This is a genomic window from Janthinobacterium sp. P210006 (genome assembly GCF_036231885.1).
Taxonomy (GTDB): domain Bacteria; phylum Pseudomonadota; class Gammaproteobacteria; order Burkholderiales; family Burkholderiaceae_D; genus Janthinobacterium; species Janthinobacterium violaceinigrum.
In genome coordinates, this window is record NZ_JAZARD010000003.1 from 457,015 (window position 1) to 473,667 (window position 16,653).

The 16,653-nt window shown below is 66.9% G+C and carries 11 protein-coding genes; 5 read left to right on the plus strand and 6 right to left on the minus strand.

Features of this window, described 5'->3' with window-relative positions; all coding sequences use genetic code 11:
* The first annotated feature begins 315 nt into the window (after positions 1-315).
* From VPH41_RS16060 to VPH41_RS16070, 3 genes are all read left to right on the plus strand, one after another.
* Positions 316-1,008 carry an ABC transporter ATP-binding protein gene (locus VPH41_RS16060; RefSeq protein ID WP_328570762.1) on the plus strand — a complete coding sequence of 231 codons (693 nt, stop codon included), beginning with the start codon at positions 316-318 and terminating at the stop codon, positions 1,006-1,008.
* Between the two features lie 182 nt (positions 1,009-1,190).
* On the plus strand, positions 1,191-1,478 hold the full coding sequence (locus VPH41_RS16065) for a hypothetical protein (protein WP_034786045.1): 288 nt from the start codon (positions 1,191-1,193) through the stop codon (positions 1,476-1,478).
* Positions 1,479-1,766: 288 nt separating this feature from the next.
* On the plus strand, positions 1,767-7,247 hold the full coding sequence (locus tag VPH41_RS16070) for a CHAT domain-containing protein (protein ID WP_328570763.1): 5,481 nt from the start codon (positions 1,767-1,769) through the stop codon (positions 7,245-7,247).
* Here the strand turns inward: VPH41_RS16070 and VPH41_RS16075 are convergent.
* Positions 7,180-7,941: a GNAT family N-acetyltransferase gene (locus VPH41_RS16075; RefSeq protein WP_152255983.1), complete on the minus strand. Its 762-nt coding sequence runs from the start codon at positions 7,939-7,941 to the stop codon at positions 7,180-7,182. The genes VPH41_RS16070 and VPH41_RS16075 overlap by 68 nt on opposite strands.
* A gap of 145 nt (positions 7,942-8,086) precedes the next feature.
* Here VPH41_RS16075 and VPH41_RS16080 point away from each other — a divergent pair, with 145 nt between their 5' ends.
* Positions 8,087-10,411: an FdhF/YdeP family oxidoreductase gene (locus VPH41_RS16080; RefSeq protein WP_328570764.1), complete on the plus strand. Its 2,325-nt coding sequence runs from the start codon at positions 8,087-8,089 to the stop codon at positions 10,409-10,411.
* On the opposite strand, the gene fdhD is transcribed toward VPH41_RS16080, so the two are convergent.
* From fdhD to VPH41_RS16100, 4 genes are all read right to left on the minus strand, one after another.
* On the minus strand, positions 10,387-11,205 hold the full coding sequence (fdhD, locus tag VPH41_RS16085; protein WP_328570765.1) for a formate dehydrogenase accessory sulfurtransferase FdhD: 819 nt from the start codon (positions 11,203-11,205) through the stop codon (positions 10,387-10,389). The two genes, VPH41_RS16080 and fdhD, sit on opposite strands and share 25 nt — an antisense overlap.
* Positions 11,206-11,295: 90 nt before the next feature.
* Entirely contained in the window at positions 11,296-11,997 is a 702-nt protein-coding gene (locus tag VPH41_RS16090) for a hypothetical protein (protein ID WP_328570766.1), read from the minus strand.
* 93 nt (positions 11,998-12,090) lie between these two features.
* The gene (locus VPH41_RS16095) at positions 12,091-13,548 is read right to left on the minus strand and encodes a Ppx/GppA phosphatase family protein (protein WP_152282775.1); all 1,458 of its coding nucleotides are present in this window, start codon (positions 13,546-13,548) and stop codon (positions 12,091-12,093) included.
* Positions 13,549-13,715: 167 nt separating this feature from the next.
* A complete protein-coding gene (locus VPH41_RS16100; RefSeq protein WP_287772497.1) occupies positions 13,716-14,798 on the minus strand; it encodes a calcium:proton antiporter in 1,083 nt (360 codons plus the stop codon).
* A gap of 284 nt (positions 14,799-15,082) precedes the next feature.
* Between VPH41_RS16100 and VPH41_RS16105 the strand changes: the two genes are divergently transcribed.
* Positions 15,083-15,454 (plus strand): hypothetical protein, encoded by a 372-nt coding sequence (locus tag VPH41_RS16105; RefSeq protein WP_328570767.1) that lies wholly within the window; start codon positions 15,083-15,085, stop codon positions 15,452-15,454.
* 12 nt (positions 15,455-15,466) lie between these two features.
* Here VPH41_RS16105 and VPH41_RS16110 read toward each other — a convergent pair whose 3' ends face one another.
* The gene (locus VPH41_RS16110; RefSeq protein WP_328570768.1) at positions 15,467-16,618 is read right to left on the minus strand and encodes a GGDEF domain-containing protein; all 1,152 of its coding nucleotides are present in this window, start codon (positions 16,616-16,618) and stop codon (positions 15,467-15,469) included.
* Positions 16,619-16,653: the final 35 nt, after the last annotated feature.

Here is a 16,653-nt window from a genome sequence, read left to right on the forward strand (position 1 = left end):
GTCGTCTCTCTGGGTTCGCGAAGGGCTTGCTGGGCCGGCAGCCGGCTCTCCTTCCCTGCTGCAGACCGTGCTGCAGGCCGTGGCGGACGCCGTTGCCGATGACTTTTTCTCATCATAGCGGAATCCGCGCAAGCCAGCCGTGCGGCAGGTAACTTAAGGTCAAACATGCGGCGCACACGCAAAATTGGTATTGCCAAGCAAAAATGATAAGCCTGTCGTATACTACACATTGCCGGCCAAACAATCCGCGCCCCTTTGCAGTTCCCAGGCCCCCCTCTCCCCCGCGTGCCTCCCTTTACGATAGCCGTTAACACCATGCTCGAATTGCGCCATCTGTCGAAGTCCTATGCCAATGCCCGGCCCGTCCTGGCGAATATTTCCTGCCGCTTCAAGGCGGGGGAATTCATCGCCATCATGGGCGACTCGGGCGTCGGCAAGTCGACCTTGCTGAACCTGATCGCCGGCCTCGATACGCCCGATGCGGGCGCCGAAGCGCACCCTATCCTGGTGGACGGCATTGCCATGTCCAGCCTCGATGACGCCGCCGCCACCCGGCTGCGTCGCGCCCGCATGGGCTTTATCTTCCAGGCCTTCCACGTCTTGCCGCACCTGACCCTGCTGCAGAACGTGGCCCTGCCGCTGCTGCTTAACGGACTGCCCCAGGAGCGTGCCGCCAGCATGCTCGAGGCCGTCGGACTGGGCGGACGCGGCGACGACTTTCCCCAGCAATTGTCGGGTGGCGAAATGCAGCGCGTGGCGATCGCCCGCGCGCTCGTGCACAAGCCGGCGCTGGTGCTGGCCGACGAGCCCACCGGCAACCTCGATCCCGACACGGCGCACAGCATCCTGCAATTGCTGCGCGCCGAGATCAAGGCCAACGGCAGTTGCGCGATCATGGTCACGCATTCGCTGGCCGCCGCCGAAATGGCGGACAGAACCATGATATTGACCAAAAGCGGACTACAAAATACAACAATCGTCAACCAAATTGATCAAACAATCAGTTAATTTAACTGACCATCTGTCACAAGTTTTGTTATCGTAGTATTATTGAAAACACTTGCCTGGTTATCAATGTTTTAACGCGAATGTTGTACTACGTCACCCAGACAGCCGTACTGCGATGACGAACTATAGCCGGGACCGCATCAAAGTGGTCTCGTCCCTTGCATAACCTAAAGGAGGAGTAAATGAACGTTCGGCAAAAGAAGCTGGAAATGATTGAAGCGATGAACCGGGCGCGTGCGCTCGAACCATCGAGTTTTGTGCCCAACAAGCTGCTCGATACCCTGATCGAGAAGATGAACCTGAAAAATGATGCGGAACTGTGTCGTGTCCTCGAAGTCCAGCCCCCCATCATCAGCAAGATTCGTCACGGCAAACTGTCGGTCGGTGCAACGATTTTATTGCGCATGCATGAAAAATCGGACATCACCATCCGCGAACTGAAGGAACTATCGGCCACTCCCGTCCATTGATACACACGCTGTTGTAATGCCATGCCAGGCACCCAGGTCCCCGGCGCCATGAACTTTTGCCATGAAATTCGCGTAGTTCGCTCACCGCACAACATCCGAGCACGATAGCGAAGAGACCCAGCCCAAACCATGCTGACCGTTTCTCTGCCCTCCCGCTCCAGCTCTCCCCTCCCCGCTTTCGCTCCGCATTGCCCCGCCAGCCAGCATTTCCACTCAAACTTGATCTGACACAACACGCATCACCGCCGCAGGTATCAAGGTCTGTTTTTGACCAGTGATCTCAACCGCATGTCCAGCGATCCTCCTGTGCCGCCCGTGCTGCGCCTGACGCTCACGCGCGATCCCCTCGCCGGCGCCGGCGACTGTCCCGCCGCGCCCGGCTGGCTCAGCGAGACGCATGTGCTGTCCGGCGCACGCGGCATCGGCAGCAGCCGCGTCAACCTCGATATCGGCCCGGCCGACGTGGTGCAACTGCTGCTGTGCGATGGCAATTCACTGCTGGCAGGCAGCCTGGACCTGCCACGCTACCTGGGTTCCCCCGCGCCGGCACGCGACGGCGCGCCCGCCAGCATCGAAGTGGGACTGGCCTTGCGCCCGCAGGCGGCGCGCCAGCCGCCCGGCGCCAGCCGCGACGGCCTGGGCGCCTGGATGCTGCGGGCCGTGCGCGTGTACCGTTGCGGGGCCGCCGCCATGACGGCGCTGGCGGCGGCGGGCGCCTTCCAGGACCGCCAGCTGGAACAGCGCCTGGGACTGTACCGCTGCGGCATCGAGGCGGGCAGCATGACGGCCGTCGCCAGCCTGCCCGCCGGGCCGGAACCCGTGCTGCTGCTGCTGCACGGCACGGCGTCGTCGACCCCGCGCAGCTTCGGCGGCCTGTGGCGCAACGGCCTGGCGCCGCGGCTGGCGGCGCAGTACGGCAACCGCATCTACGGCTACGAGCACCGCAGCCTCAGCGAAAGCCCCATCCAGAATGCGCTGGCCCTCGTGCGCCAGCTGCCGCACGGCGCCGTGCTGCACCTGCTGGCCCATTCGCGCGGCGGCCTGGTGGGAGAATTGCTGGCCCGGGCGCAGCGCATCGACAGCCGCGGCGCCGTCGACCTGGCTGGCGACGGCCTGGAGCGGCTGAGCGAAAACACGGTGGGCGGCGAAGCGTTCAACGGCCACGATATCGACCACTTCACGGCGCAGGCGCGGCTGGGCGGGCGCAGCGGCCACGACGAGGATGCGGCGCGCCTGCGCGAACTGGGCGTGGAGCTGAAGAAGCGCGCCATCCGCATCGCCCGCTTCGTGCGCGTGGCCTGCCCCGCGCGCGGCACCACCTTGATGACGGGCCGCCTCGACCGCTGGGCCAGCGTGATGTTCAACCTGCTGCCGCAGGGCGACGTTCCCGATGGCGGCGTGGCCTTCCTGCTGGCCGTGGTGCAGCAGCGCTGCGACGCGCGCATCCTGCCGGGCCTGGAAGCGATGATGCCCGACTCGCCGCTGGTGGCGCTGCTCAACGCGCCCGACGTGCGCGTGGCCAGCCCCCTGCACGTGCTGGCCGGCGCCTGCACCGGCGAAGGCTTGCTGGGCTGGCTGGGCGACTGCCTCGACGACCAGCTCTACGGGGGACAGAACGACCTGGTGGTCAATTGCGCCTCGATGGCGGGCGGCGCCACGCGCAGCACGCCCGTGCGCCAGCTGCTGCTGCGCGGGCCGCAGGCGCACCACCTGAACTACTTCGAGCGCGCGCCCTCCAGCCTGGCCGCCGTGCAGGCGCTGACGGGCGACGAAACGGCTTACCAGCCGCTGCCCGGCATCGAGCACGGCCCCCTGGCACGGGGCGGCGAAGTGCCGAAACGGCGCGCGCACGCGCCCATCGTGCTGCTGCTGCCCGACATCATGGGCAGCCACCTGCAAGTGGGCAGCAACCGCATCTGGTTCGACCCCGTCAACCTCGTCGAAGGGCGCATCGAACGCCTGGCCGTGGGCCAGCCGCACATCGTCAGCGCCGGCTGGATCGAATCGTGCTACGAACCGTTTGCCCGCTTTCTCGCGCAAAGCCAGGAAGTGCGGCCGTTCACCTACGACTGGCGCTTGTCGCTGCAGCATTCCGCCAGCGCCTTCCTGCCTGTGCTCGACGACGCCATACGCGACGCCGAGCAGCGCGGGCAGCCGCTGCGCATCGTCGCGCACGGCATGGGCGGGCTGGTGGCGCGCCTGGCCCTGAAAGACCGCTGGCAACGCTTTGGCGCCCTGCCCGGCAGCCGCTTGCTGCAGGTGGGCAGCGCCAACCGGGGCACGCAGGCGATGGTGCAAGTGCTGCTGGGGCGCGACCGGCTGGTGCAAATGCTGGCGTGCTGGATAGGCTGGAAGCACACGCGGCGCCAGTTTCTCGGCTTCGTGCGCGCCTTTCCCGGCGTGCTGGACATGCTGCCACAACCGCAGGCCGGCGCCGGCATCGATTACTTCGACCCCGATGCCTGGGCGCAGCTGGCTGCCGGCGACGCGCAGGCGGACCTGCCCGGCGGCTGGCAGGCGCCCGAAGCGCAGGCGCTGGCCGCGGCGCGCGCCACCGTGGCCCTGCTGGAAGCGGCCCCGCTCGACGCCCGCCATTGCAGCTACCTGGCCGGCTGCGCCGACACGCCGGTGGCGCTGCGCCTGCGCGGCGGCAGCATCGAGACGGCATGGTCGCCGGACGGCGATGGCCGCACGGCCTGGCAAGGCGCCGTGCCGGCCGGCGTGGAAGCCTGCTACCTGCCCGTGGCGCATGGCGACCTGCTGCTGCAAAAGGACTACTACCCGGCCATCGCGCAACTGCTCGACAGCGGCCAGGGCGCGGGCCTGTCCCGGCGCCCGCCGCACGCGCCCGGCGGCATTCCGCCCCGCTTCCGTCCGTATGCGCCCGATGCGCAGCCGCTGTACCCGCAGCCGCAGGAACTGCTCGACGCCGCGATCGGCGCCGCCGGCCCCGCCAGCGCGCCCGAGATCTGCGCGCCGCAACTGAGCCTGTCCATCATCCACGGCAGCATGGCGTCGGCCGACGCACCCGTCATGAGCGGCTGCTATGCGTATGAATCGCTGCGCGGCAGCATGAGCTTTCTGGACCGCCTGCTGGCGGGCAAGCTGCAGGAAATCCACGCGCTGGGACGCTTTCCCCAGCGCCCCGACGCGGCCCTGGTAGTACTGCAGCCCGATGCGGCGCGCCGGCCCGGCGGCGCCATCGTCATCGGCCTGGGCGCGCTGGGAGAACTGACGCCGGGCGAACTGGCGCGCGCGTTTGCCGGCGGCCTGCTCGAATATGCGTGCGTCTGCCTGCAGGTGCGCGCCGCCGGCCACGTGCCTGCGCCGCCGACGGGCGAACACGGCTTGCGCGTGGCCAGCCTGCTGTCCGGCTCCGGCTATGGCGGCTTGAGCATCGCCCTGTGCGCGCGCGCCCTGATCGACGGCGCGCGCAGCGCCAACCGGCGCCTGGAAGACGCGGGCATGGCTTGCCGCATCGGCCATATCGCTATCTACGAACAGTCCGAGGCGCGCGCCATCGCCGCCGCCGTGGCCATCGAACAGATCATGGCCGAGGCGCGCTATCAGGGCAGCTTCACGTTCGAGCAGCGCATCCGCCACAGCCCGGGCGGCTACCGGCGCATCCTGCCCAGCCTGAGCGGCGACAATGGCTGGCGCCGCGTGCAGATCGTCGCTGCGGATCTCTCGGGCGCCCTGCGCTTCACCGTGCTGACGGACCGCGCCCACAACAGCGTCGACGAGGAGCCGAACCAGCGGCAAGCCGTCGATGGCCTGATCATGGATGCCACCGACAACACCACCGACCAGCCGGGCCTGTCGCGCGCCCTGTATGAGCTGATGCTGCCCAATGGCCTGAAGGCGGCCATCCCCGAGATGCGCGGCCTGATCCTGGCCGTCGACCAGAGCGCCGCCATCTATCCGTGGGAATTGATGCGCGACGAGGCGGGCAGCGAGGAAAGCCCCCTGTCGACGCGCATCGGCATGGTGCGCCAGCTGGCCAGCCTGCGCGAGCAGCCGCCCGCCGTCAGCCCGCCCAGCAACAGCGTGCTGGTGATCGGCGACACCGATTCCGGCCTGCCCGAGCTGCCCGCCGCGCAGGCCGAAGCGCAGGACGTGGCGCGCATGTTCGGCGCCTATGGCTACCAGGTGCGCGAGCTGCTGCGCCCGCAGGCGCAGCGGGTGCTGGTGCACCTGTTCGACGAGCGCTATTTCGCCATCCACCTGGCCGGCCACGGCGAAGTGGCGGGCCCCGGCATCGCCCATACGGGCCTGGTGCTGGGACCGAAGACGCGGCTGACGGCGGCGCAGGTGGGCAAGCTCAAACGCGTGCCGCAATTCGTCTTCATCAATTGCTGCCACCTGGGCGACATGCGCCCGGACGCCATCGCGCCGTGGTCGAAACTGGCTGCCAGCCTGGCCACGGCCTTCATTGAAATGGGCTCGCAGGCGGTGATCGCGGCCGGCTGGCGCATCGACGACCAGGCGGCCAGCATCTTCGCGCACAGCTTCTATCACGCCATGCTGAGCGGCGAATACTTCGGCGACGCCGTGCGCCTGGCGCGCGAGGCGGCCTATCTGCAGTTTCCCGCCTCGAACACCTGGGGCGCCTACCAGGCGTATGGCGACGACCGCTACCGCTTTCCGAACACGCAGAGCCGGCCCTGGCAGGCGCCCGACTACCACTACCACGGCCACCTGCTGGCCGACCTGGAAACCCTGCATGCGCGCCTGGCGGGCGCCGATGCGGCGCGCCGCGCGGCCATCGAGGAAAAGCTGGGCAGCATCGAGGAAGCCGTGCGCGCGCGCTTCTTCGGCTGCGCCGATATCCGCGAAAACATGGCCGCCACGCGGGCCGGCCTCGGTGGCCTGGACAACACGCTGCGCGCCATCGAACACTACAGGGCGGCGCACAGCGCGGCCGACGGCAAGGTGGGCTTGCGCGCGCTGGCGCACTGGGCGGAACTGGAAATACGCCAGGGCGCGGCCCTGTGCGGCATCGATGCGGGCGCCGGCATCGACGTGCCGGCCGTGCCCGACCCGGTACAGGGACGGCAGCTGCTGCACGATGGACGCCGGCACATCGACCTGCTGGTGGCGCTGTCGCCCACGGCGCAGCGCCTGGCCCTGCTGGGACGCTACTGGGCCCTGCAGGCACGCCTGGCCTGCACGGGGGGCGGCTCCGGCACGCCGGCCCTGCGCGCCATGACGGAAGCCTGCCTGGCTGCGCTGGAAGAAGCGCGGCTGCGCAGCGGCGTGGCCGACTGCGACCTCATTTTCCAGGCGCTGGCGGGCGCCCTGCTGCTGAAAGCCCATGGCGACAGCGGCGCCTGGCGCGCGCTCGATGCGCAACTGGGCGAGCTGCTGCACGACGCCATTGCGTATGCGCGCCAGCGCCACGCGGACGAACACCGCGCCATCGACGCGGGCGCCCCCGTGCGCGCCGCCCTGCTGGCGGCCCTGTGGCAGGTGCCGGACGGCCAGCCCTTCGACGCGTCCGCGCGCGCCGCCTTCCTGGCGCTGTACCACGACGCCGTGCGGCGCCACGGCAGCATCGGCGAACCCGAAGCGATCACCGTGCCCCTGCGCTTCCTGCTTGAACTGCTGCCGCCCGACGGCGCGGAAACCGGCTTGCGCAGCGCCGTGCAGGCGCTGGCCAGCCAGCTGCAGGCCTCACTGCCCGGCATTCACCTGGGCAGCCTTAGCCAGGCACCACTCCGTAGTGGCGCGCATAGCGCTCGTCCAGATTCGCCAGCGGCATCATCATGAACATGTCGGCGCTTTCGAAATCGGGGTCCCAGGCCGGTTCGCCGCAAATCCAGGCGCCCGAACGCAGATAGCCCTTGATCAGCGGCGGCACTTGCGGCTTGTGCGCCGCTTCCACCTTGTGGATGGGGAAAGGCAGGTGCGGCGTGACGCGGTATTCGGCGGGCGCCATGTGCTTTTCGGCCAGCGCCTGGTACACGGCGACGGCATTGTGGCCCCCATCGGCCAGGCTGATGCTGGCGCAGCCCACCAGATAGTCGCAGCGCTCGCGGCGCATGTATTCGGCCAGGCCGGACCACAGCAGCATGATCACGCTGCCGCCCCGGTATTTCGGGTGGATGCAGGCGCGGCCCGCTTCGACCATGCGTCCGCGCAGATTCTTCAGGCGGCTCAGGTCGAACTCGTTTTCCGAATACAGGCGGCCGATCTTGGCTGCCTTGGCCGCGCTCAGCACGCGGTAGGTGCCCACCACTTTCAGGGTATCGGCATCGCGCACGATCAGGTGATCGCAGTGCGCGTCGAATTCATCGCTGTCGAGGCCATCGGCATTGGCCAGCGACGTCAGGCCCATGGTCTCGATAAACACCTTGTAACGCAAACGCTGTACTTCGCGCAATTCCGCCGCTGTAGTGGCCTGGCTCAACACCAGTTGAACCGGCCTGGCCTTGGCTTCGTTTGACGCGCTGATATTTTGCATGGTTTCATCCCCTGTGATCAAGACGACTCCAGCGTACTTGTCTAATATGTCAGGAAAATGACAGCCGAATGTCATTTCCATGACGCAAGACAATGTGATGCGGGGATCGTGCATAATTACCACACTCGCCCAGCAGGAAGACAGCATGAAAGACCAGGACGCACCGCACATCACGCCCTATACGAGGCCCGCCGCCGGCTGGGACGCGCTAAAACACGTGGCCATCAGCCTGCGCCAGGAGCGGGTCGCGCCCGGCAACCTGAAAGCGCTGCTGTCGCAAAACCAGCCGGACGGCTTCGATTGCCCCGGCTGCGCCTGGCCAGACCGCAACCACGCCTCCACGTTTGCCTTTTGCGAAAACGGCGCCAAGGCCGTCGCCGCGGAAGCGACCAGCCGCCGCGCCGGCCCCGCACTGTTTTCCAGCCATACCGTCGCGCAGCTGCTGGAACAGTCGGACTACGCGCTCGAACAGCACGGCCGCCTGACGGAACCGATGGTCTACGACGCGGCCAGCGACCGCTACGTGCCGATCGCCTGGGAAGACGCCTACGCCCTCGTGGGCCGCCACCTGCGCGCCCTGCCCGACCCGGACCAGGCCGCGTTCTACACGTCGGGACGCGCCAGCAACGAGGCGGCCTTTTTGTACCAGCTGATGGCGCGCCTGTACGGCACCAACAACTTCCCCGACTGCTCGAACATGTGCCACGAGGCGACAAGCCGCGGCCTGCCCGCCACCGTGGGCATCGGCAAGGGCACCGTGACCCTGGGCGACTTCGAACTGGCCGACACCATCCTCATCTTCGGCCAGAATCCCGCCACCAACCACCCGCGCATGCTGGGCGAGCTGCGCGAGTGCGCGCGCCGCGGCGGCAGCATCGTTTCCATCAATCCCCTGCGCGAGCGGGGCTTGCAGCGCTTCATGGACCCGCAAAGCGCGCTGGAAATGGCGACCCTGGGCAGCACGCGCCTGGCCGGCCTGTTCGTCCAGCCCACTTTGGGTGGCGACTTCGCCCTGATCAAGGCGGTCGCTAAGCGCGTCGTCGAACATGACGATGCGGCGCAGGCGGCCGGCGCGCCCGCCGTCATCGACCACGCCTTCATCCTCGAACACTGCAGCGGCTTCGAAGCCTTCCGCGACGACCTGCGCATGGAAAGCTGGGAGCTGCTGCTGCGGGAATCGGGCGTGGCGCGCGAACAGGTCGAGGCATTGACGGACATCTTCGTCAAGGGGCAGCGCATCATCGCCACCTGGGGCATGGGACTGACGCAGCACAAGCACAGCGTGGCGGCTATCCGCATGCTGTCGAACCTGATGATGTTGCGCGGCCAGATCGGCAAGCCCGGCGCGGGACTGTGCCCCGTGCGCGGCCACTCCAACGTGCAGGGCGACCGCACGGTGGGCATCGAGGAAAAGCCCACCGGCGCCTTCCTCGACCGCCTGGGCCAGGTCTACGGCTTCGAGCCGCCGCGCAAGCATGGCCACGACGTGGTGGCCACCATCGAAGCCATGCAGCGCGGCGACGTCAAGGTGTTCATCGCCCTGGGCGGCAACTTCGCCGCCGCCACGCCCGACACGCCGCTGACCTTTGCCGCGCTGCGCCAGTGCGCGCTGACGGTGCAGGTGGCCACCAAGCTCAATCGCAGCCACCTGGTCATCGGCAAGGAAGCCTTGCTGCTGCCCACCTTGGGGCGCACGGAAATCGACCTGCAGGACGGCGTGCCGCAGGGCGTGACGGTGGAAGACTCGATGAGCATGGTGCATATCTCGTACGGCCGCAATGCGCCAGCGTCGCCGCAGCTGCGCTCGGAAGTGGCCATCGTGGCCGGCATGGCCGAAGCGGCGGTGGGCAGCGCCCTGGTGGACTGGCGCGCATATGCGGCCGACTATGCGCGCATCCGCGACGACATCGAAAAGGTGTTCGACGATTTCCGCGACTACAACGCCAGGGTGGCCGTTCCGGGCGGCTTTCACCTGACGGTGGCCTCGCGCGAACGCGTGTGGAAGACGGCCAGCGGCAAGGCCAGCTTCCTCGTCGCCCCGCTGGACCTCGATACGCCGCTGCACCGCGCCCGCGCGCGCCATGGCGAACGCCTGATGGTCTTGATGAGCACGCGCTCGCACGACCAGTACAACACCACCATCTACGGCATGGATGACCGCTACCGGGGCGTGTACGGCACGCGCAGGGTGGTCTTCGCCAATCGGGACGATATCGCCATGCTGGGCTTTGCCGATGGCGATCTGGTGGACCTGATCGGCGCCTGGGACGATGGCGTTGCGCGCCGCGCCGACGGTTTCAGACTGGTGGCCTACGACATCCCGCGCGGCTGCCTGGGCGCGTATTACCCGGAGACGAATGCGCTGGTGCCGCTGGCCAGCACGGCCGACGGCGCCGGCACGCCGACGTCGAAGTCCGTCCCCGTGCTGCTGCAGGCAGCGAAGGTTCAGATGCCGATATCGGGCGTGTAGTCGACCCAGGCATCCTGGCGGCAAAAACCCACCAGCTTCATGCCCGCCTGCGTGGCGATGGAAATGGCCAGCGAACTGGGGGCTGAAATGGTCGCCAGCAGCGGGATGCGCATGCGCGCCGCCTTGCGCGCCAGCTCGTAGCTGCCGCGGCTGGACAGGAAGACGAAGCCGAGGCGCATGTCGATAGCGTGCAGCGCGAGATGGCCGATCAGTTTATCGAGGCCGTTATGCCGGCCGATATCCTCGAACACCTGCACGATAGCGCCGTCGGGCGTGCACCAGGCGGCAGCGTGCACCCCGCCCGTTTCCTGCATCAGCGCCTGGTGCGCGCGCAAGCCGGCGGATGCACGCGCCAGCGCGGTGGGCAGGTCGACCTGGATCAGGGCCGGCGGCAGCGCTTCCGGCCGCAGGTCGAGCATGTCGATGCTGTCGATGCCGCACACGCCGCAGCCGCTGCGCCCCGTCAGCGCGCGGCGCCGGTCCTTCAGGCGCACGAAATCTTCCTGGGCGATGGTCAGCGCCACTTCCGCGGAGTCGGGACGCAGGACCACTTCGCAGTCGAAGATGGCGGCGGCGGATGCGACCACGCCTTCCGTCAGCGCGAAGCCATAGGCGAACGCTTCCAGGTCGCGCGGGGTGGCCATCATGACAACGTGGGAAATGCCGTTGAAGACCAGCGCCACGGGGATTTCCTCGGCGACGTGGTCGATGGCGGCAAGGGACTCGCCCGCGCGGTGGCGGACGATGGCGCGCTCGACAAAGCCGGCGCGTTCAACAGGGGTTTCTTCTGACATGGCAACCATGGGGGAACTATCACAGGCCCCATGGTAAACCAGAATGGACAGGCAGGCGGCAGTCCGCGCGGGACTGCCCTGCCATCGCCATCAATCCTTCTTCGGACGGCCCGTTTTCAGCTGCGGCAGGCCAGCCAGCACGTTTTGCAGGGTCGCCAGGTCGATCTGGCTGATCAGCGCCACGCCGATGCGCAGCAATTCGCTTTTCTTGATCTCGAAACCGGCCTTCAGGCAGGCTTTCTTGACCTGGCCCAGCACCTCGTATTCCGCTTCCGGCATGGTGAAGCTGTCGCGCACCAGTTTCGGCTTGCGGGCTTTTTCCTTGACGACGGCTACCTTGGCGACGGGCGCCTTTTTCGCTGGCGCAGGCTTGGCCGCCGCTTTGGCGGCCGGCTTGGCGACCGGTTTGACAGCGGCTTTCGCTGCCGGCTTGGCGGCGGCCTTGGCGACAGGTTTTGCTGCAACCTTGGCCGCTGGCTTGGCAACGGCTTTCACCTGCGCCTTGGCGACTGGCTTGGCGGCCGGTTTGGCCACAGGCTTGGCCACGACGGCCTTGGCGGCGGCAGGTTTCGCCGCTGCCGGCTTCGCAACGGCCGGTTTCGCGGCCACCGGCTTGACGGCGGCTTTTGCCGCGGGCTTGGCGGCTGCCTTGGCTACCGGCTTGGCCGCAGGCTTCGCGGCAGCTTTTGCCACGGGTGCGGCCTTGGCCGCTGCCGCGTTGATCGAAGCGCTGGTGGGGAACATCGATACGGGCGCGCTGTCGGCTTTTTTTGCTGGGACGGGTTTAGTCATGGATTCTCCAATCTAACAAATAATATAAACAATATATACTGTTTTTTGAAACCTTGCTTGCTGCATATCAAGTCATGCGCACGGCATGACCCACTAGGCGCTGGCACGGATGGTGAAATCAACTCCGACCTCATCCCAGAATTCCTGCTCCTTCTCGATCCAGAACGATACGGTGGGATGGTGCGCCACCCAGCCGCGCTTGATGTCGAGCTCGATGCGGCTCTTCATGCGCAGGCGCAGCTCGCTGAAATCGGCCTCGATGCGCGCATGCATGAGCAGAATCGACAGGCGCAGCGCCAGCACGGCCTTGGCGAAATCGGGATCGGACAGCACTTCGCCGATCTTGCGCAAGTTGCCCTTCTGCGCCAGGATCAGACGGCTCATGGTCTTCTGTTCGCGCGTGGTAAAACCGGGCAAGTCCGCGTTTTCCACGATGTACGATGCATGCTTGTGGTAGCCCGTCTGCGAGACGGCCAGTCCCACTTCGTGCAGCAGGCTGCTCCAGCGCAGGCATTTCACCAGGGCGTCGGACGTGGGCTTGAGCTGCGCGTACATGGCCAGCGCCTGCTGCGCCACGCGCCCGGCGCGCTGCTGGTCGATATGGAATTTGTCCATGCAGCCCTGCACCGACTGCTCGCGGCGGTCGCGCTTGGTCGAGCGCAGGTACAAATCCCACATCACGCCCATGCGCAGGCCCGCCTCGATCGGCGTCATGGCGGGAATGGCCAGTTCGCGGAACAGGCCGATCAAGATGGCCAGGCCGCCGACGATGGTGCTGGCGCGGTCGGGGCGCAAGCCGGGCATGTCGATGCGGCTGGTGTGGCCCAGTTCGATGAAGCGGCGCGCCAGCGCATCGAGGCTGGCACCCGTCAGCAAGCCATCGCCCAGCTTGTTGCGGGCGATGATGTCGGCGATCGTGCGGATGGTGCCGGAAGAGCCGTAGGCCGTCTTCCAGTGCTGCGGAAGGTAAGGCGGCGCGGCATCCTCGAAATGGCTGCGCGCCGACAGGATGGCGGCCTCGAACGACGGCGCGTCGATGCGCCCGCCGATGAAAAACGACAGGCTTTGCTTGACGGTGCCCAGGCTGAAGGACTCGACGCGCTCGATGTCGTTGCCGCGCCCCAGTATCAGCTCGGTCGAGCCGCCGCCGATATCCATCACCAGCCGGCGTTCGCCCGGGATGGCCAGCGCATTGGCCACGCCCATGTAGATCAATCGCCCCTCTTCCTCGCCCGAGATGATTTCGATCGGGTAGCCGATGGCCTGTTCGGCCAGCGGCAGGAAGACGGCGCCGTTGCGCGCCACGCGCATGGCCGACGTGGCCACCACGCGCACGGCTTCGAGCTCGAAACCGGCCAGGATGGCGCGAAAACGCTGCAGGCAGGCCAGCGCCCCCTGCATGGCCGCCTCGGTCAGGTCGCCATTGGCGTCCAGGCCGGCGGCCAGGCGTATCGGATCGCGCACGCTCTTGACCACGCGTATGGTGTCGCCATCATGCTTGCCGACGTGTAAACGAAAACTGTTGGACCCCAGGTCCACCGCTGCATACATACTGGCCTCTTGTCTTGTCATTGCTATACCAACCGCGAAAAAAGTTGGCAAACTCAGTTGCTAAACTATATAAATCATTTAAACGATTTAAAAATCCTACCACACTACCCTCATCGTATGACAGCGGCGTGACAGGATTGTGACAAAACGGCGGCCAGCCGTGGCGCTTAGGGCACGATAGTCGTGAACAGGTAGACAGCGAAAATCACCAGGTGCACCGTGCCCTGCATGACCGTGGTGCGGCCCGTGCCCAGCGACAGGGTGGCCACCATCAGCGACAGCAACAGCAGCACCGTCGACTTGATGTCGAGTCCCAGCGTAATCGTCAGGCCCGTGGCCAGCGACACCACCACCACGGCGGGAATCGTCAGGCCGATGCTGGCCAGCGCGGAGCCCAGCGCCAGGTTCAAGCTCGTTTGCAAACGGTTGGCGCGCGCGGCGCGCACGGCGGCCAGGCCTTCGGGCAGCAGCACGATGGCGGCGATGACGATGCCGACCAGGGTTTTCGGCGCGCCCATGGCGGCAATCGCCGTCTCCAGCGCGGGCGCCAGCGACTTGGCCAGCAACACCACGGCGCCCAGGCACACGAGCAAGGCGCCGGCGCTGATCCAGGCAACGCTGGCCGATGGCGGCGCCGCATGCACTTCCTCGTCACCGACGGCTTCCTTGGGCAGGAAGTAATCGCGGTGGCGCACCGTCTGCACCAGCACGAAGGTGCCGTACAGGACCAGCGAGATGACGGCGATGAAAATGAGCTGGCTCGAGTTGTAATACGGGCCCGCGGCGCTCGACGTGTAGTTCGGCAGCACCAGCGTCAGGATGGCGATGGCCGCCAGGGTGGCCAGCGAAGCGCTCACCCCCAGCAAGCCGAAGGTCTGCTCCTTGTGGCGGCCGGCACCCAGCAGCAGGCAGATGCCGACGATACCGTTCAAAATGATCATGATGGCGGCAAACACGGTGTCGCGCGCCAGGCCCGTCGTTTCCGGCCCGCCGGCCAGCATCAGCGAGACGATCAGCGCCACCTCGATCAGGGTCACGGCCAGCGCCAGCACCAGCGTGCCATACGGTTCGCCGATGCGGTGCGCCACCACTTCCGCGTGGTACACGGCGGCCAGCACGCTGCCGATCAGGCCGGCGACCAGCAATATCTGGTAGGCGCCGCCGACATTGAACGTGGAACCGAACAGGAACAGCCAGCCGGCAAGCGGGGCGGCAAGCGGCCATACAGGCAGGGATTTAAGAATTTTCATTATGGGCCTGGCAAGAGTAAAAAAGGGGAACTGCGGTGCGGACGGCAAAGGGGAGCATGACGTGCACCCCATAGCATAACTTGCTTAGCTTAAATGAAAGTTAGGGAAAGCACACGTTTGGCCACGGGCGCCCCGCGCCGCCGTCTCCTTGCTGCTGTGCACCTGCTTGCTACCATTAACTATAGTCCCTTTGGTAACATGCCGTTGCAATTTCCTTGTCTTTTTGCCTGCCGATGGCGCCATACTGGAGGGCACGCCTTTCCGGCACCGACCAGGGACAGACCATGATTTCAATAAACAGCACCGCCATGCGCACCGTCGTTTTCGCCAGCAGCCTGCTGTGCGCCGCCGCACAGGCCGCCACGCAGGCGCCACGCGAGGACGCGGACGCAGGCACGTCAGCGGCGCGCGAAGCGCAGGTTGATGCGAACTGGGCCACCACGCCGGCGCCCTCGGCCGCGGCCAGGTGGCAAGACAGCCTGCCACCGGCGCCGCCCGTGGCGCCGCGCGAAGAAAAGATCCTGCCCCGCAGTGAATGGCTGAGCGTGGAGCCCATGAAAGCGCCCGATCATCGCTGCGATCCCGGCCTCGACGCCTTATTTTTGAGCAAGGAATGCGGCAAGGAACCCAGCTGGCTGGGTTCGCGCAAGAAGTAAGACTAAACGGATTTACATATCGAGGGGGCTGGCGCCCTGCGCCTCGACCACCCGGTTGCGGCCCGCCTGCTTGGCTGCCTGCAGCGCCTCGTCGGCCCGCTTGAACAGGCTGACGGTGCTGTCTTCGGCGCGAATGGTGGTCACGCCCAGGCTGGCCGTCAGCTGCAGCACGGCGCGCTCCGTCTTGACGGGCAGCGCTTCGACGGCGGCGCGGATGCGCTCGGCCACCATCAGCGCATCGGCCAGGGTCGTGCGCGGCAGCTGAATGGCGAATTCGGCGCCGCCCAGGCGGCCCATCAGGTCGCTGTCGCGCAGCTGCTGGCGGCACGTGTCGACGATGGCTTTCAGCACCGCGTCGCCCACCGGATGGCCATAGCTGTCGTTGACGCGCTTGAAATGGTCGATATTGAGCACCACCAGCGCCGTCGGCAAGCCGGGCCGGCGCGCCAGCGCCATCCACGGCGCCAGCGCCTGGTAAAAGCCGCGCCGGTTCGGCACGCCCGTGGCCCCGTCGAGCACTTCCAGGCGCGCCAGTTCGCCGCCCAGTTTTTCGCGCGACAGCAGCAGATAGCCGAAGGCGTTCGTCAGCATCATCAGGTACAGGGCGCCGAAGCCGGCCAGCTGCATCAGTTCCGCATCGAAATCGGGGATGGTGGCGGCCAGCACGCCGCGCGCGGCGATCAGCAGCGACAGGATGCCCATGCTGACGACGAGGAAGCGGCGCAGCATGCTGGCCTCGCGCCACTTCAGGCACAGGGCGGCCACGCCGGCGAGGAAAAATCCGGCCACGATCAGCGAACCGCCGGCGCTGCGCAGCAGCGGCGCCACGTCGAACAGGTAGCAGGCGGCAAACAGCGCCACCGACACGCCCAGCGCCGGCAATGCATAGCGGCGCCAGTTGCTGCGCCCCGCCGCCTGCCACAGCGCGCCCGCGTCGAGCGCCATGCCGGCAAACAGCAGGCTGTTGCCCAGCAAGATGGACAGCACATCGGGCAGCACGCCGCGGAAATACAGCAGGCACCAGGCCACGGCCTGGCATTGCTTGGCCACCGCCCAGGTGGACAGGCTGAGCGACTTCTTGCGCTCGTACTCGAAGAAGAACAGGGCCGCGCACAGGCTCAGGTTGCCGAGCGCCAGCGCCAGTACCAGGGTCTTGATATCCATGGGTTACGCCATTGCCGCGCCAGCGCGGCACGCCA